Origin of the sequence: Devosia sp. (assembly GCF_024707125.1) — a bacterium.
Lineage (GTDB): Bacteria > Pseudomonadota > Alphaproteobacteria > Rhizobiales > Devosiaceae > Devosia.
In genome coordinates, this window is the sequence record NZ_JANQAH010000011.1 from 266,720 (window position 1) to 284,609 (window position 17,890).

General features: G+C 62.2%; 8 protein-coding genes, 1 pseudogene and 1 riboswitch. Of the genes and pseudogenes, 3 read left to right on the forward strand and 6 right to left on the reverse strand.

The features are described 5' to 3' along the window. Positions 1 to 28 precede the first annotated feature (28 nt). The 3 genes from NVV77_RS16345 (at position 29) to NVV77_RS16355 (ending at position 2,362) form a co-directional block, all read left to right on the forward strand. The gene (locus NVV77_RS16345) at positions 29 to 1,147 is read left to right on the forward strand and encodes a helix-turn-helix transcriptional regulator (protein ID WP_295415031.1); all 1,119 of its coding nucleotides are present in this window, start codon (positions 29 to 31) and stop codon (positions 1,145 to 1,147) included. 198 nt (positions 1,148 to 1,345) lie between these two features. Beyond that, positions 1,346 to 1,717 (forward strand): DUF1127 domain-containing protein, encoded by a 372-nt coding sequence (locus NVV77_RS16350; protein WP_295415032.1) that lies wholly within the window; start codon positions 1,346 to 1,348, stop codon positions 1,715 to 1,717. 108 nt (positions 1,718 to 1,825) lie between these two features. Next, positions 1,826 to 2,362 carry a cob(I)yrinic acid a,c-diamide adenosyltransferase gene (locus tag NVV77_RS16355; RefSeq protein WP_295415033.1) on the forward strand — a complete coding sequence of 179 codons (537 nt, stop codon included), beginning with the start codon at positions 1,826 to 1,828 and terminating at the stop codon, positions 2,360 to 2,362. A gap of 7 nt (positions 2,363 to 2,369) precedes the next feature. Here NVV77_RS16355 and metH read toward each other — a convergent pair. The 6 genes and pseudogenes from metH to NVV77_RS16385 form a co-directional block, all read right to left on the reverse strand. Continuing rightward, positions 2,370 to 6,067 (reverse strand): annotated as a pseudogene (metH, locus tag NVV77_RS16360) (methionine synthase); the annotation flags it as partial. A 205-nt stretch (positions 6,068 to 6,272) separates the two neighbouring features. Next, positions 6,273 to 8,144, reverse strand: coding sequence for a TonB-dependent siderophore receptor (locus NVV77_RS16365; RefSeq protein ID WP_295415034.1), 1,872 nt, complete (start codon positions 8,142 to 8,144; stop codon positions 6,273 to 6,275). 200 nt (positions 8,145 to 8,344) lie between these two features. Continuing rightward, a riboswitch (cobalamin riboswitch) is annotated at positions 8,345 to 8,538 on the reverse strand. 76 nt (positions 8,539 to 8,614) lie between these two features. Further along, positions 8,615 to 9,799: an ABC transporter substrate-binding protein gene (locus NVV77_RS16370; protein ID WP_295415035.1), complete on the reverse strand. Its 1,185-nt coding sequence runs from the start codon at positions 9,797 to 9,799 to the stop codon at positions 8,615 to 8,617. Then, entirely contained in the window at positions 9,796 to 10,824 is a 1,029-nt protein-coding gene (locus tag NVV77_RS16375; RefSeq protein WP_295415036.1) for an ABC transporter ATP-binding protein, read from the reverse strand. The genes NVV77_RS16370 and NVV77_RS16375 overlap by 4 nt, the downstream gene beginning before the upstream one ends. Then, complete coding sequence (locus NVV77_RS16380; protein ID WP_295415037.1) at positions 10,821 to 11,933, reverse strand: iron ABC transporter permease; 1,113 nt, start codon at positions 11,931 to 11,933, stop codon at positions 10,821 to 10,823. Before NVV77_RS16380 ends, NVV77_RS16375 begins: the two co-directional genes overlap by 4 nt. Positions 11,934 to 12,118: 185 nt before the next feature. Then, on the reverse strand, positions 12,119 to 17,644 hold the full coding sequence (locus tag NVV77_RS16385; protein ID WP_295415038.1) for a cadherin domain-containing protein: 5,526 nt from the start codon (positions 17,642 to 17,644) through the stop codon (positions 12,119 to 12,121). Between the last annotated feature and the right edge of the window lie 246 nt (positions 17,645 to 17,890).

The following is a 17,890-nucleotide window of genomic DNA, read 5'->3' on the forward strand; positions in this document are numbered from 1 at the left end:
GTCAGCGCAATTTTCATTGGGTGCCGTGATGAGGCCCATTCCTGCTGGGGAACTGTCCGATCTCATCGGATCGATCTATGACTGCGCCCTAACGCCCTCTCTCTGGCCTGCAACGCTGGACGCCCTGCGCGGGCGCATGGCCTTTCTCAGCGCCACACTGGCCGTTGTCGAAATGCCCAATGGCAATACGCTGATCAATGCAGCCAGTGGCGTGGACGACATCTGGCTCATCGCCATGCGCGACTATGGCCGCGAGATCATGGACCAATGGGGCGGTGCCGACCGGGTGCGCAACTATCCCCTGGACGTGCCGATGGTGCTCTCCGAGGTGAACCCCGAAGCCCTGACGCCGGCCAATCGCTATCATCGCGAAGTCGGCTTGCCACGCGGCGTGGTCGACTCGCTCTCGGTTGGCCTGCTGCGCGACCAGACGGCCTTTGGCGCGATCACGTTCACCCGCCATGAATCGGCGGGACTTGTCGGCCAGACCGAAATGGAACTGGCCAATCTCTTCATCCCGCATCTCAAGCGCGCGGTGACCATCAGCCGATTGCTGGAAGCGCGCGCGGTCGAAAGCGCCACCTATGTGGCAGTGCTCGATCGTCTCAGCGTCGCAGTGCTGCTGGTGGCGTCCGATCTCCGGCTCATCCACGCCAATCAGGCGGGCGAGGCGATGCTGCGCGCGGCAAGGCCCTTTGGCCTGCGCGCGGGACGGATTTCTGGACCGCCCAATCTCGACGCTGCCCTCTTGGTTGCGCTCGCCTCCTCGCTCGATGATCTCGGCCGACGGGGGTTGGGCATTCCGGCCTATGGCAATGGCGGCGAGGAACTGGTGCTCCATGTGCTGCCGCTCGCCGCGGCCAATCCGCTGCAGGGCGCCGCAGCGGCCATCTTCGTGGCGCCCTCCACGTCCCCGCCCCCTGCCCCGCTTGCCGCCATCGCCTCGCTCTTTGATCTCACCCCGACCGAAGCGCGCGTGCTCGAGCTTGTCGGCTCCGGACGAACCAATGCCGAGATCGCTACCACGCTCAATGTTGCGGTTTCGACGGTGCGCACGCATCTGCTGCGGGTGTTCGAAAAGACAAGGACGCATCGCCAGGCCGACCTTGTCGGCCTCATCGCCTCCTTCTCGTTGCCGATCGCGTAGCGGCTCCACCAAACGGTGGAAGCAATGGCATCGCCGACCGGGATAGCTTCCACGCCGTCACGGACGACCGCGAAATCGGCCCGCCAACGGCCCGAACTTCGTGCAGACACTTCGCCAACCCAAAGGCAGGACCTCGCACCTCATCTCGATGAGGCGGCGTCTGCTGTCGTCCGCGCAAACATTGGACAGGAGACAGAGATGTTCAAACGACTCATCACGCTGCTGACTGATTGGGCGAGACGCATTGAGACGGAATCCGCCCTCCGCGATCTCGACGACCGCATCCTGGCTGACATCGGCCTGAACCGGCGCCGCCCATTGCTGCTCGCGGGCCTTGAACCGCTGGTTCGCATTGTTCCTGAATCAGGCGACGTGATCACGCGTCCGATGGATCTGGGCGCCCCGGACTTCCACGAGGATCCGGCGCCGCCGGCGGTCGAGCCACGCCCCGTCGCCGCAAGAAAGACGCCCCCGCGCTATCAGCCAAATATAGCCAAAGGCGTGTCCGCGGCGCTGGCCAGCCGCAGGTTCAGCATAGGCGAAGACTTGGCCGGCCCGCATCCCCAATGAGGCGTTCGAGATGGCCGCGCCCGGCACAATGACGGACGCGGCCGATTGACACTTTTGCCCCGGAAGGCCACGACCAGTGGCGAACAGGATCGCCACACGGGGAACTCAATGGGACACCGGCTTTCGAAGATCGTTACCCGCACCGGCGATGATGGCACGACCGGACTTTCGGACGGATCCCGGCTGCGGAAAGACGATGCGCTCATTGAAGCCATCGGCACGGTGGATGAGCTCAATAGCGTCATCGGCTTTGCCGAAAGCCAGCAGGTCCTGCCGCATCTGCGCGAGGCCCTTGTGCTGATCCAGCACGATCTGTTCGATCTCGGCGGCGCCCTCTCCCTGCCCGGCCATGCCCTTCTAACTGAGGTGCATATCGAAGCGCTGGAGCAGACGGTCACCGCGTGGAACGCCAACCTGCCGCCGCTCAAGGAATTTATCCTGCCCGGCGGTTCACCGGCTGTCGCGGCGATGCACATGGCCCGCACGGTTTGCCGCCGCGCCGAGCGCCGCCTGCTCTCGCTCGATGACGAACGCACGGCCAACGGGCGGGTCTATCTGAACCGCCTGTCGGACCTGTTGTTTGTCGGCGCGCGGCTCGCGGCCGAAGGCCAAGAGCGCTCGTGGAGACCCCGGCGATTTTCTTGAAAACGCTTTAGCCGGCGGGCGTATAGTTGAGGATCGGGGCGAGCCAGCGTTCGACCTCGGTCAGATCCATGCCCTTGCGCTGGGCATAGTCGATCGCCTGATCGCGCTCGACCTTGGCGACGCCGAAATAATAGGCGTCGGGATGGCCGATATAGATACCGGAGACCGATGAACCCGGCCACATGGCCATGCTTTCGGTCAATTGTACGCCGGCCGCAGCTTCTGCATCGAGAAGACGGAACAGGGTAATCTTCTCGGTATGGTCGGGCTGGGCGGGGTAGCCCGGCGCCGGGCGGATACCGCGATAGGGTTCGCCGATCAGTTCGTTGGGCGCAAACGTCTCATCGGCCGCGTAGCCCCAGAGGTCCTTGCGCACCCGCTGGTGCAGCATTTCGGCCATGGCTTCGGCATAGCGATCGGCCAGCGCCTTGACCATGATCGACCCAAAGTCGTCATTGGCGCGCTTGAAGCGTTCGGCGATCTCGTTTTCTTCCGGACCAGCCGTGACGACAAAGCCGCCGACATAGTCAGGCGTGCCGGCCGGGGCAACGAAATCGGCCAGAGCGACATTGGGCCGGTTCTCGCGCTTGGAGGTCTGCTGACGCAGCGTATAGAGCGTCGCCAACTCGTCCCGACGGTCTTCGGCAGTGAAAAGCTTGATGTCGTCGCCCACCGCATTGGCAGGCCAGAAGCCAACGACGGCACGCGGCTTGAACCACTTTTCGGCGATGACCTTTCTGAGCATGTCCTGAGCATCGGCAAAAAGCTGGCGGGCGACTTCGCCCTGCTTTTCATCCTCAAGAATGCGCGGATAAACGCCCTTCAATTCCCAGGTCTGGAAGAACGGCGTCCAGTCGATATAGCGCGCGATTTCCGTAAGATCCCAATCCTCGATCACGCGCGTGCCGAGGAATTGCGGGGCGTTCACCTTGTAGTCGGACCAATCGACCTTGAAGGCATTTTCGCGCGCCGCAGCCAGCGGCAGGCGCTGCTTGGCGAGTTCGGCGCGCTCGTGTTTTTCGGCAACCTCGACATATTCGGCGCGGATGCCGGCGACATAGTCGGGCTTCATTTCCGGCGACAGCAGCTGGCCGACGACGCCGACGGCACGGCTGGCGTCGGTGACATAGATCGCCTGCCCCTTGGTGTAGCGCGGCGCGATTTTCACCGCAGTATGCACGCGCGAGGTGGTTGCCCCGCCGATGAGCAGCGGCAGGTCAAAGCCCTCGCGCTCCATTTCGGCGGCAAGATGCACCATTTCGTCGAGGGAAGGTGTGATCAGGCCGGAGAGGCCGATGACGTCAACATTCTCGGCGCGCGCCACTTCCAGAATCTTCTGCGGCGGCACCATGACGCCGAGATCGACGATCTCGTAGTTGTTGCAGGCGAGGACGACGCCAACAATGTTCTTGCCGATGTCGTGGACGTCGCCCTTGACGGTCGCCATCAGGACTTTGCCAGCCGACTGGCGGCTGGTATCGCCGCCCGCGGCCTTTTCTGCTTCCATATAGGGGAGGAGAACCGCCACGGCCTGCTTCATCACGCGGGCCGATTTCACCACCTGCGGCAGGAACATCTTGCCAGCGCCAAAGAGGTCGCCGACGACATTCATGCCGGCCATCAACGGGCCTTCGATCACGTGCAGCGGCCGCTCGGCGGAGAGGCGCGCCTCTTCGGTGTCGGCCTCGATGAATTCGGTGATGCCGTTGACCAGCGCGTGCTCGATGCGCTTTTCGACGGTCCATTCGCGCCAGGCGAGGTCGCGGACCTTTTCTTCGCGCGGGCCGCCCTTGAAGCGTTCGGCAATCTCCAGCATGCGCTCGGTGGCGGTGCCGCCGGCCTTGGGCTTGCGGTTGAGGACCACGTCCTCGCAGGCCTCGCGCAGTTCGGGATCGATCTGATCATAGACGGCCAGCTGCCCGGCATTGACGATGCCCATGTCCATACCCGCCTTGATGGCGTGATAGAGGAAAACGGCATGCATGGCTTCGCGCACCGGCTCATTGCCGCGGAAGCTGAAGGAGAGGTTGGAAACGCCACCCGAGATATGGGCATAGGGCAGGTTCTGGCAGATCCAGGCCGTCGCCTCGATGAAATCGACGCCGTAGTTGTCGTGTTCTTCGATGCCGGTTGCGACAGCGAAGACGTTGGGATCGAAGATGATGTCTTCGGGCGGAAAACCCATTTCATCGACGAGGATCTTGTAGGCGCGGGCGCAGATCTCGGTCTTGCGCTTATAGGTGTCGGCCTGGCCTTGTTCGTCAAAAGCCATGACGACGACGGCAGCGCCATAGGCCATGCAGAGCCCTGCATAGTGGCGGAACTGCTCTTCGCCTTCCTTGAGGCTGATCGAATTGACGATCGGCTTGCCCTGGACGCATTTCAGGCCGGCTTCGATCACTTCCCACTTGGAAGAGTCGATCATCACCGGCACGCGAGCGATTTCGGGCTCGGAGGCGATGAGGTTGAGGAACTCGACCATTGCCGCCTTGGAGTCGATCAGGCCCTCGTCCATGTTGATGTCGATGACCTGCGCGCCATTCTCCACCTGATCGCGCGCCACTGCGAGCGCGGCGGTATAGTCGCGCGCCGTGATCAGTTTGCGGAAGCGGGCGCTGCCGGTGACATTGGTGCGTTCGCCGATATTGACGAAGACGATATCGGGCGTGAGAACGAAGGGCTCGAGACCGGAAAGACGCAGATAACGGTTCAATTCACTTCCCTCGGAGCGACGCCGGCCACGGCATCGGCAATAGCGCGGATATGATCGGGCGTCGTGCCGCAGCAGCCGCCGACCACATTGACGATCCCCTCGCGCGCGAATTCGCCGACCTGGCGAGCGGTGTCTTCCGGACCTTCGTCATAGCCACCAAAGGCATTGGGCAGGCCCGCATTGGGATAGGCGCAGGTGAACGTATCGGCCACAGCCGAGATTTCGGCCATATGCGGACGCATGGCTTCCGCGCCGAGCGCGCAGTTGAGACCGATGGTGAAGGGCCGCGAATGGCGCACCGAATGCCAGAAGGCGGTCGGGGTTTGACCTGTCAGGGTGCGGCCGGACGCGTCGGTGATCGTGCCCGAAATCATCATCGGCAGGGCAACGCCCGTCGCCTCAAAGGCTTCCATGCAGGCAAAGATCGCCGCCTTGGCATTGAGCGTATCGAAAATGGTTTCGATGAGGATCACATCGGCGCCGCCTTCGATCAGGCCATTCACCTGCTGCGAATAGGCTTTCCTGAGGTCTTCGAAGCTGACGGCGCGAAAGCCCGGATTGTTCACATCGGGACTGATCGAGGCCGTGCGGTTGGTCGGACCGACGGCACCGGCGACGAAGCGCGGCTTGCCATCGATGGCCGTGGCGCGATCGAGCGCCCGGCGCACGACGCGCGCGCCTTCGACATTGAGGTCGTGCACGGCCGATTCCATGCCGTAATCGGCCTGGGCGATGGTCGTGGCCGAAAAGGTATTGGTCTCGACGATATCGGCGCCGGCCATGGCGTATTTGAAGTGAATCTCTTCAATCGCCTCGGGCTGGGTCAGAATCAGAAGGTCGTTATTGCCCTTCTGCGGATGGTGGGAATGGTGCCGGCAGGCGTGGCCGGAGCCATGGCCGATGAAGTCATCTTCCGACAGGCCAAGTCCCTGAATCTGCGTACCCATGGCGCCATCCAGAATAAGGATGCGCTCGCGCGCCAGGCGCTCCAGGGTTTTGCGGCTGGGGGAAGCAACTGCCGACATGACTACCTCGCAAGTGTTGAGGGCCTTTTATCGAGTGCTGTCCCGAAAAGAAAGCCGAGCGAGATATGGTGCGGCAAGGTGCGCCTTGCCATCACCGACTGTCATCCCGGCGTTGGGCCGGGGTGACAATCGAGGGTGGGAAGGCAATGGAGGCGAGGGCCCCGCCCCTACGTCAGAACTTGGCGCGGGCGCCGGCGTAGAAGGTGCGGCCCTGCGTGTTGTAGCCGTAGACTTCCTGGTACTTGGTATCGAAGAGGTTGTGGACGCGGCCATAGACCTCCACCTGCTCGCTGACCTGGTAGTTCAGGCCGCCATTGACGACGGCGTAGGCCGGGAGGGTGTGCTTGGTGCCCGCGTAGGCGTCGAGGTTCTCACCGGTCAGAACCACGTCAGCATGGAGGGTGAGCGGGATTTCTTCGAGCTTGTAGGCGAGGTTGATGGCGCCGGAATGCTGGGGGCGACGGATTTCCCGCGTGCCATCAGCCTTGAAGGCGTCGAGATAGGTATAGGTCACCCCGGCCGTGAAGCCATTGAAGAAATTTGCCTTTGCACTCAGTTCCACGCCCTGACGAGTGCTGGTTCCGGCAACGTTGACCACCGAGCTGCCGGCGGTTGCGATCAGGTTTTCACGCGTCTGGTTGAAGTAGGTCGCATCTAGAACAACGAGGCCGTCCAGGACGCTCTGCTCCACGCCTATGTCCCAGCCAAAGCCAGTTTCCGGCTGCAGGTTGGGGTTCGGTACGAAAGTTGGGCTGAACCCGTAAAGTTCGAAGAAAGTCGGATTGGTCGAGCCGGTGCCCGCCGATGCGTGGATGCGGGTGCCCGTATCGGGAATCTGCCAAGCGCCGCTTACGCTGTAAGTGGTGTGGTCGGCAAAGCGGTCGTTGAAATCGTGGCGCAAGGCAGCAGTCAGGTAAACCTGATCAAGATATGTGCCTCGGTATTCGCCAATGAAAGAGTTTGCCGTGCGCTCTTGAATTGTCGGTGAACCGAGTTGCTGAAATGTTTCGCGCACTAGGTCATATCCCAGGGTGAGCGTATGGGTGCTATCAAGGAAGCCCGGTGTGGCAAAGTGCCGGCCCACTTGATAGCTCACTTTCTGCCGATCTCCAGTGTTGGCAAAGACTGAACCCGGGCTGATGAACTGGCGCTCTACCGTTCCCGCGCTGACGCGAGCATTTTGGAACCAGATGCCGTCCTCGCTAACCCACCCAAGGCCAAGCGATCCAAACAGTTCATCGAACGTTGTCTTATCGTCTGAATCGAGAACGACACCAGAAGGCCAGGTCTGACTGTCGGTTTTTCCGTCGAGCTTGGCATATCGGATTGTTCCATCCAACGTCAGGCTTGGCGTCAATTCGGCCTTGAACCTGGCATTTGCGTCGATATGGCTGGCGCCATCCAGTTCATTACCCGCAAGCGCCTCATTGAACCCGTCCGTGTGACGAAGAGTGAGCGAACCCGACGCCGCGAAATTATCCTGATCATAAGCCAGAGAACCGCTGGTCATTTTTGTCCCGTCAGTGCCGAGCTCACCAGCAAGGCTGCCGTGCAGTCCCGGCTCGTCTGCTGACTTGGTAACGATATTGACGACGCCGCCTGAAGCGTTCGAGCCCCAGAACGCGCTCTGTGGCCCGCGCAGGATTTCTATTCTCTCGATGTTTGCGACTTGCAGTCGCGCGAAGTCAAACTCGCCATTCGATGTATCGCCAGCGGGGACACCATCGATCAGGACAAGGACGTGATTGCCTTCCGCGCCGCGGACGCGGACCTGGGTTAGGCCGCCGGGCGAGCCCGTGCGCGACACCGCAAAGCCCGGCACCTGACGCAAGACGTCAGCCACATAGGGCGTGCCCGACAGCTGGATCTGGTCGCCATCGATCACCGTAAACGACCGACCAATTTCCTTCTCCTCAAACGGCGTCAGGCCAGCAGCTGTAATGCGGAGGACATCCAGCGTGGTTTGCTGCGCGGCGGCCGGCAGGGCCGTGGCGAGCATGGCGGTGAGGAGGGCGAGGGACGAAACGTGGGGCTTGAAGCGCATGGATAGAGGCTTTCTTCGGCAGAGCCGCTCAGCGGGCTCCAGCAAGTGCAATGCTGCACTGGCGGCTGGCGGGACACGCGGGCTGAGCAAAAAACAAGAAACTGTAGGTCGTAGGCGCCGCGGCTAGCGGCCCGAAAGAAAGCGGATGCGATATGTCGTCATCGATCTGGTCCTCTCGCCGATCCGCCCGATCAGCCTGATATGGATTCCGTTTCCATGGCAGGTCTCCTGGCTCGCGGATCAGGCCGAAGTCTCGCCTTCCCAGCCGGATAGGCCAGTGGACCAAGAAACTTCGTCTCCGCTTACAGTTGCGGGGGCAGCGTCGGACTGGGGATCACTCCCCCACCGGCTTCCCTATTATCCCCTCGCGGGGACCATGGACGAGACCGAGAATGGTGAAGACACCATTAAGAGTCAACGACATAAGGATTTCCTTATGTCTCTTTCAACAACAGCTTTGCGCCGGGGCGTCAGTTCAGCGCAATCGAGCGGTTGAAGATGCGCTCATAGCCCGGCATCTTGTCCGGATGCAGGATGGATATGAGGTCCATCAGCACCATGTCTGGGCGCATGCTTCCCAGTTCATAGAACTGCACGCCGCCATTGGGGCCTTTCAGGGCATCCGGAATCCAGACCTGGCCGGCCTCTGCCGCGGGAAGCGCGGCTAGTCGCGGGTCTTCCGCCGCGATGTCGGCAAGCGTGTGATAGTGGATCGAGGCCTGAATCCAGACTTTTGCGTCGCGCGCCGCCACGATCAGCCGTTCGAGATCGCGAATCTGAAAGCTGCCGGTGCTGGTATCGTCTTCGAAGACGTAGCGGCCGCCCGCATCGCGGATGAGCCGCGCCATGAAGGACTGTCCGCCCGCGGCAAAGAAGATACCGTTGAAGGCCTGCCCGCTCAGAACCAGCGGGCGCTGATCCTCTGGCACATCGGCAACCAGTGCCAAGGCGGCATCGTAGTGTTCGACCACGTCCGCAAAGGCCGCGTTGGCCTTGTCCTCAGCGTTGAAGAACAGACCCATGAACTTGACCCACTCGGCCCGGCCCAAAGGCGAGGTCTCCTGCCATTCGGCAAAATTGACGACCGGCACGCCCGCCACCGCAAGACGCTGCACTTCCGGCTCGCCACCACCACCGGCCATGAACACGTCGGGCGCAGCGGCGACGACGGCCTCGACATTGACCACGCCAGAAGTTTCGTACTCGATGACCCCGGTCTGCCGGATGTGTTCGATCAGCTCGGGTGTAGCGATGAAATTCCGGCGCGCCACGCCGGTGACGGCACCCACTCCGCCAACGGCCACGAGGGCGGGGCTTTGTGATGTGCTGCCGGAAAGCAGCGATTGGATGGGGACGGTGATACGCGGCGCATCGGCAAGCTCGGGGGCCAATTCCGGCTCTGGCGTTCCGCACTGCACCAGCACATAGGATTCGCTCTGCCCACCGGGAGAAGGCCGCTCGACCGTCACCACCTTGTAGTGGTCGAAATAGGCGACCGAAAAATTGTCGGCATAGTCCACGCTGGACTTGGCGTCAAAATAGTCGGTACCAGGCTCGAATGCAGTGACGCAGCCCTCAGCGTCGAATGCTGCCGAGGCCGGCAGGGTCAGTGCCAGAAGGGCAATGGCGGCTAGGACAGGACGACGACTGGTCACGATAGAGGTTCCGTCTGGAATGTAGCTTTGGCCTGCTGGCGAACGAAGCGCGCAAGATCGGCGAAGGTTGTGCCTTGATAATGCCCGTTCCCGCCGAGGGCGTCCCAGCCGGATGCGGTCATGGTGACCACCACGAGAGCGGCTTCAGGCGAATGAGTTATCTCAAAGCCTTCACGCTCCAGCACTGTCCGAGCCATGCCCACACGTTCTTTCGAACCATCAACGAAAGCCTTGCCATGCGGATGGTTGCGGATCTTGAACGTGCGGTCGCCAGCGGAGAAGGCAATGTTCGGGCCCGAAAACGCGGCAGCGACGCTGCCATCAGCAAGCAGGTCCTCGGGCGCGCCGATATGCATGCGCCCTGCCCCGTCGATCAGCCAGATCGTGTCGGCCATGCGCAGCGACAGTTCGAGATCATGGCTCGATAGGATCACCGCCACATTCTGCTCCCGCGCGAGCTGGCGCAGCGTGGCGATCATTTCGACGCGCGCCGACACATCGAGGAAGGCGGCGGGCTCATCGAGCAGCAACACGGCGGGTCGTTGCGCCAGTGCCCGGGCGATCATGATGCGCTGACGCTCGCCATCCGAAAGTTCGTTGATTTCGCGATGCGCCAGATGTTCTGCGCCGACAGCGATGATCGCGTTGCGGACGATGTCGCGGTCGAAGTCCGACAGGAGGCCCGACCAGCCGACATGCGGATAGCGACCCAGTTCGACCAGCCTGAAGGCTGGCATGGCACCAACCGCGACGCGCTCGGTGAGCACGATGGCAATATTGCGGGCGAGGTCGTATTGCGACATGCGGGTGATGTCGGTGCCGTTGATCTCGACAGACCCGGCAAGGGGCGGCTCCATGCGCGCCAAGGTGCGCATCAGCGTGGACTTGCCGATGCCGTTGACGCCGAGCAGGCACACCAGCTCGCCGGGGGCGACTGCCACATTGATATGGCTGAGAACGGTCCGCGTCCTGCCATGGCTGCGATAGCCAACAACGAGGTCACGCGCTTCGAGAATTTGCGTCATCCCGTAAACACTCCGCTGCGCGAACGCAGGATGACGAAGACCACGACCGGCGCCCCAATAAGCGCCGTCACCGCATTGAGCGGCAAGACGCCGAACTGGCTGGGCAGGAGCGAGACGAGCTGCGCCAAAAGCGCCGTCAGCGCCCCCAGCAGGATCGTTGCCGGCACGAGCACGCGATGGTCCGATGCTTTCAGCATGGCGCGGGCCATATGCGGCACCGCAACACCGAGAAAACCGATAGGCCCGCAAAAGGCCGTAACGACGCCCGCGAGCATGGACGCCACCGCCATGGTGAGAAGCCGCATGGCCCGCGTGTTGAGGCCCATGGAACGGGCATAATTCTCGCCCAGAAGCAGGGCATTGAGCTGCTTGATGCTGAAACAGGCCACGACGAGGCCTAGTGCGGCCACGGGGGCCAGGACCTGCAGCTCGGTCCAGGTCACCGCGCTGAACGACCCGAAACCCCAGGCGATCCAACGCTCGAGCTGGTCCGGCCGCGCGCCGGCCACCAGCAGGGTGACGAAGGCGGAAACCGCATGACCGGTCATCAGGCCGAAGATCAGCACGGTGGATGGGTTTTGCAGCCGCGAGGAAATTGCCAGCACCGGCGCCAGCACCAGCAAGCCACCCAACGTTGCCGCCCCGACAATGGCAAAGCCGCCACCGAGGCCCATGCCGCTAGACAGAAACGCCCCGATGGCCGTGCCCGAGGCGAGGACAACCAGCGCCACGCCAAGGCTCGCGCCGGAGGTGATGCCGAGCACGAATGGATCAGCCAGCGGATTGCGCATCAGGGTCTGCATCTGCAAACCAGCAACAGCAAGCGCCGCTCCGGCGAGACACGCGGTGATGGCCCGCGGCAGGCGGATGGACAGCACGATGTCAAAATCGGGATTGCCATTGGCGGGCTGACCGGTCAGAGCGCCGAGCACGGACTGCAGCGGTATCGACGTCGACCCATAACAGATCGCAGCGACGAAAACGACCACCAGCAGGATCGCCACAAGGCCAAGAACCAGAACATGGCGGGCCCGCATGGACGACGCCAAGGCGGGGATGACCACATCGTAGTGGTCCTCGCGGTCCTGCTCTTGGTGATTGAGTGTCATCAGAAAACCGCCCAACCGCACGCGACATCAGTGCGGACCAACATGATCCCCTGTTGGTAAGGCCAAAAACGCATTCTTACGATCCGCGAAAGCAGATTATCGCGAATTTCTGTGAGAAGCGCGAGAGGTCAGAAGCGGCGATCGTTAGGAGGCGGCCGGCGTCGGCCACCCCTTTGGTCCACCCCTTAGAGGATGAAGTCGCCAGCTCCCATTGCTGCGAGTGTGGTTCCGGTGAGTTGGATGTCCAATTCGCTGGTGCTGATATCCGCATCCAGATTGACCTGCACCAGGACATTGGGCCCCAGGATATCGTTGATCCTCACCTGACCGATCCCGTCAAAGGCAAGCGCATGCCGATAGCTCAGGGTGCCATCGAAAATCGCTGCCAGATCAATGGTGTCGGCCCCCGAATCCTGAAAATCGGTGATGATGTCCATACCCGCGCCGCTCGGCGAGTCGCCGGGGGACAGGAACACGAAGCGATCGGCATTGGTCCCTCCCGTCATCGTGTCTGTTCCCGCGCCGCCGACCAGAATGTCGTCTCCCGAACCACCCGTCAGAGTGTCATTGCCATCGCCGCCATGGAGGGCATCGTTGCCGGCAGCGCCCCCAAGCGTATTGTTCAGGTCATTGCCGGTGATCGTATTGGCCAGCCCATTGCCATTGCCCGTCGTCGCCGTGCCAACCAGCGTCAGGTTTTCGACATTGGACCCGAGGGTGTGATTGACCGCCGCCAGAACGGTATCGATGCCCTGATTGCTGGTCTCTATGGCCCGGTCGCCTGCCGCGTCGACATGGTAGGTGTCGTTGCCGTCGCCGCCGCGCAGGGTATCACTGCCCAGTCCACCATCGAGCGTATCAGCGCCACCATTGCCCACCAGCGTGTCGGCGCCATCGCCACCCGCCAGAGCATCATTCCCCGCCGCGCCCGTCAGGACATTGTCGAGGCCATTGCCCTGCCCGGTGAAATTGCCCGTTCCGGTGAATGTCAGGTTCTCGACATTGTCGAAGGCCCCGATCCCAAACTCGGCCAGCGCTGTCAGCACGGTATCAGTACCCTGTCCCGCAGCCTCGACGACCACGTCATCAAGGCTATCAACGACATAGCTATCGTTGCCGGCAAGGCCCGCCATGGTGTCGGCACCGAGGCCGCCATCGAGCTGGTTATTGCCCGCGCCGCCCGTCAGTGCGTTATCGAGGCCGTTGCCGGTCGCGTTCAGGCTGCCGCCGGCCGTCAAAACCAGGTTCTCGACAAAGTCGCCGAGGGAATAGGCGACGGAACTACGCACGGTGTCGATACCCTCGCCATCGCCCTCCACCACCAGATCGCCGGCATTGTTGACGATATAGGTGTCGTCATTCGCGGCCCCGGCCATGGTGTCGGCGCCACCGGCACCATCCAGCGTGTCGGCGCCATCGCCTCCGGTGATCACATTGGCGAGGCCATTGCCGGTGCCGGTAAAGTTTCCGGTCCCGACAAAGCTCAGGCGCTCCACATTGCCCAGGCCGGCGAGGCCAAAGACATTGAGTTTGGAGCGGATCTCGTCATTGCCCGCCCCCGCAGACTCCACGACCCGATCGGCACTGGAATCGACGTAATAGGTATCGTCGCCCTGCCCGCCGGTCATGGTGTCGTTGCCAAGCCCGCCATCGATCACATTGTTGCCGATCGTTCCGACGATGGAATTGTCGGCATCATTGCCGGTACCCGAAAGATTGCCGGTTCCGATCAGGATCAGGTTCTCGACATTGGCCGCGAGCATATAGTCGGCACCCGCCTCGACTGTGTCGACGCCACCACCGGCAAGTTCGACGACTGTGTCGAGCGAGACATCGCCTGCATCGGCAAGCAGATAGGTGTCATTGCCCACCCCGCCATCCAGAACATCGGCGCCAGCGCCTCCAAGCAGCCGATCGTTGCCCGCCTCCCCGAACAGTTTGTCGGCGCCGGCAAGGCCAGACAGGGTGTCATTGCCGTTCCGACCGAAAATCTCGTCTTCCTCGGAGGTGCCGTTCAGCGTGTTGGCGGCGTTGGTACCGATAATGACGGGCGCAACATTGCTCACCCCTATGGTGACGACCTCCTCATAGAAGGCACCGGCACCATCGGTGACGCGCAAGGTCAAGTCGTGGCTCGTCGCCGTCTCGAAATCCACCTGAGCCCCGGCCGCCACTCGTATCTGGTCGCCGACAATCTCGAAGAGACCCGCCCCGCCGGCAATAATGGCATAGGTGAATGTATCGCCGAGGTCCGCGTCCACCGCGCTCAGCGTGGCCACTAACGTGCCGGCCGCCGCATTCTCGACCACTGTTCCACCGGCTACCAGGATGTCGGTTGGCGCCTCGGTGGCATTGACCACGTCAATGGTGACAACCTCGGAATGCGTTAGCCCACCGCTATCGGTCACCTCGATCGTGATCTCGTGGCTGGGCGCCGTCTCGAAATCGAGACCGGCGCCGGCGGCGAGCACAAGCTCGTTGTTGACGATGACAAACCGCCCACCGGCATCATCGGACAGCGAGAAGACGTGGCTGTCGCCGGCATCCACATCCACCACTGACAGAAGGCCGATGACGGTTCCGGCAGCGGCATTTTCGGCAATGGAGGTCGCGGAAATCGCGAGATCGGTCGGCGCATCGTTGACTGGCACGATCGAAACCGCGACCACCTGCTCGGCCAGGCCGCCATTGCCATCCCCGACCACGATGGTGAAGCTGTCGGCGCCATTGGCATTGGCCATGGGCGCATAGACGAAGGCATCGCCACTGATCTGCACGGCCCCCTTGCTTGGCCCGTAGCCCGACTTGAGGGTGTAGGTCAGTGCGTCCCCATCGGGATCGCTGGCGCCTATTGCCGTCGAGGCAGAGGCCTCGTCCTCGTCGAGCGCGACGGTATTGTCCGGCGGAAGCGTGGGCGCCCCGTTCGGCGGATCGCCCAGACTGATGATCCGCATGAAGATTTCGTCCTGCCCGGGACCGTCAGGATCGGGCACTACCGGATCGCCATGCCAGGTTGCGACGAGATCGCCCGAGGCCAGAACCGCAATCCCGTGACCGGATCTGTCCGCCTCGTGGCGCTGGTCACCAAGCGTTGTCGCGCTGAGAGAAAACTGTTCGCCCTGCGCTACGCCGTTCGCATCGAAGCGTCGTCCGTAATAGGCATAGGCGGACTGGTCGTCATCGCGGCTCGTCCAACTCACGACGAATCCGCCGTCCGGCGTCGCCACAACGGTTGAATAGCGCTGGAAGCTGGGGGATGGCGCGGGCTGAACCTGGAACTCTGCGCCCAGCATCAACCCGGCAGCGTCAAAGCGTTGTCCGTGAACACTCTCGTCGAGGATTTCTGTGCTGGCATTTGTCCATGTCACGACGAAGCCGCCATCGCTAAGCACCGCCACAGAAGGTTGCTGTTGGTTGTTCTCGGTCTGCGTGTTGATAATGAACTCGGGGCCAATCGGCGCGGCAGACGAGTCGTAGCGTTGGCCATAGATACCTCTCCCGGAGCCATCCTGATCTAGAGAGGTCCAGGTGATGACGAAGCCGCCATCGGGAAACACGGCAACCGCGGCATCCTGCTGCGGCCCTTCGGTAAATGTATTGACCTGAAATTCATCCTCGATTGCGGTTCCTTGGGCGTCGAAGCGGCGAGCGAACACGCCCTGCCCGCTACCATCCTGTCCGCTGCCTTCAAGGCCTGAGGATCGCCATGTGACTATGAAGCCGCCATCGTCGAGTGCGGCTAGAGACGGCCACGCTGTTCCGGTCGTCGGCGAGATGGGTATGGTACCAGCAAGCACGCCATTGGCATCGAAAAGCTCTCCCCGCAGGCCTCCAGGCAGGCCCATCAGCACCACAACATAGCCGCCGCCAGACAGTCCCACGACATTGGCACCAGTGGCAGCGGCAAAAAGAACCTCGCCGCCGCGCGCCTCGCCCGTCGCATCAAAGCGTTGGGCAAACACATCACGGGGCACATTCTGGGTGGTCCAGGTGATGACAAAGCCACCATCCGCGAGTGCCGCGACGGAAGACAGGTACTGCGTACCAACCGTCGTCGTGTTCACCCTTGTGTCTGGCCCAGGAACAATATTCTCCACCGTCACCGCGATATCCTGCGTGTCGACGCCGCCCTCGCCGTCGGAGGCCTGAACCGTCACCTCGTAGACATTGTCGCCACCGATATCGTTCGGCCCCTCGAAGTCGGGGCCGGCGATGAAGCGCAGAGCACCGGTTTCAGCATTGATATCGAAACGGGATGCATCGGCTCCACCTGCGATGGAAAAGGTGGGACGCTGGTTGAGATCGATGTCGGTGGCTGCGATGACCGCCACGTCGGTGGAGTTCTCGATCACGGAGTAGGCTGCGGCGTTGCCTCCGCCACCGGAACCGATAACCGGAGCAAGATTCTGCGCCGCCGCATCGAAGATCTGCAGGCGCACGTCAGATGCGGCGGCTTCGTCAAGGTCCCACCAGACGGCCGCGAATTGCCCACCGTCCAAGGCCGTAACCCGCGGGGCGATCTGTTGGCCCGGAGCCGCTATGTTCAGTCGGAAGTCGGAGCCGAGAGGTGAGCCATCGGACGCGAAGGCTCGGGCATATGAGTCGTAGTCGGTCTCACTCACAGGGCCTTCCCATGATACCAGGAAACCGCCGCTGGAGAGCTCAATCAACTGCGGGACATAGTGGTCCCCAGCCAGAGTACTGACCAAAATTTCGGACGTCACCGCTTCGCCGCTTGCCGAAAAGACCCGCGCTCGAATATCTGCCGCTCCCTCCACCAACGAAGACCAGGCAACGACGAACTGGCCATTCGACAAAGCGAGTATTGTTGGGTCGAAATACTCCGCAGGTGTGGCATGGACCGGAATTGGCGCCGTCAGCTCCGCTCCCGTCGCATCGTAGAGCCTGACAAAAACTCCAAAAACACCATTGGGATCAGCGTGATACCATGCGACCGCGAGGTTGCCATTGGGCAGTTCGGCAATCCTGGTGCTATAGCTGAAATGATCTGCCAGGCTACCCACCAGGATGTCTGGCCCCAATGGGGTTCCGTCGGCGGCGAAGACTCGCATTGCGGCCTCGCTCAAGGGCGCAGCACCATCCACGCTTTGATCCCATGAAACGATGAAACGCCCATCGGACAATACGACCGCCCGAGAACCGGACTGGTTCCCCCCAGGAACAGCACTCAGCGAAAACGCGGGCCCGATCGCCGTTCCGTCCGATGCGCGGACATTGCCGCGCGCCTCATATCCGCTGCCGGGTACGTAGGTCAGCCAAGTCAGCACAAACCCTCCGTCACCCAGCCCAGTTACGAACAGCGCGCTGCTGTCATAGGGAACGGCGGTGAAATCGGGGCCCTGCGGCGTACCGTCAGCGCCAAACACCTGAGCGTTGGTAACGAGAACCGAGTCCTCGTATGAGCCCCAACTGGCAACGAACCCACCGCTGGACAACGCGGCAATGCGCGCATCGGGGAAGGCCCCAAGATCGGCATTGATTTGGAAATCAGCCCCCTGCGGGAGCCCGTCTGTTCCATAAATCCGAGCTCGCAAGTCGTACTGATCGGCAGAGCCCTCGACGGCAACCGTTGAGGCCCACCAGACGACGAACCTGCCATCGGAGAGTTTGGTTATGTTGGGGACCTGCGCGAGAGGCAACGGCGCCGCCACATCAACCGCAGTCTCGTTTCCGACACGTTGAACAGACATCCGGCCGTCCTCCACATTTTTAGCAGCATGGCCTCGACCGGCCGATGGAACTCGGGTTCACACACGCTCAAAATCAGAAACTGCGGCCCACAGGGCCCGGTGCTGGCCTGCCGACCAAAGCGATGCTGTCGAGGCCAGCAACAGGAGAACGCTCGTCATCCCGGCTCGACGGAACAGGCGTTGCAGTCGCCGTCGCTGGCGTGCAGGCCATTCAAAGGCATGAATAGACATGACCCTCTGACGCAT

Excerpts from the sequence above, each read along its gene's own strand:
- NVV77_RS16345 (WP_295415031.1), top strand. The coding sequence starts at position 29 with ATGAGGCCCATTCCTGCTGGGGAACTGTCCGATCTCATCGGATCGATC.
- NVV77_RS16350 (WP_295415032.1), top strand. The coding sequence starts at position 1,346 with ATGTTCAAACGACTCATCACGCTGCTGACTGATTGGGCGAGACGCATT.
- NVV77_RS16355 (WP_295415033.1), top strand. The coding sequence starts at position 1,826 with ATGGGACACCGGCTTTCGAAGATCGTTACCCGCACCGGCGATGATGGC.
- NVV77_RS16365 (WP_295415034.1), bottom strand. The coding sequence starts at position 8,144 with ATGCGCTTCAAGCCCCACGTTTCGTCCCTCGCCCTCCTCACCGCCATG.
- NVV77_RS16375 (WP_295415036.1), bottom strand. The coding sequence starts at position 10,824 with ATGACGCAAATTCTCGAAGCGCGTGACCTCGTTGTTGGCTATCGCAGC.
- NVV77_RS16380 (WP_295415037.1), bottom strand. The coding sequence starts at position 11,933 with ATGACACTCAATCACCAAGAGCAGGACCGCGAGGACCACTACGATGTG.
- NVV77_RS16385 (WP_295415038.1), bottom strand. The coding sequence starts at position 17,644 with ATGTCTGTTCAACGTGTCGGAAACGAGACTGCGGTTGATGTGGCGGCG.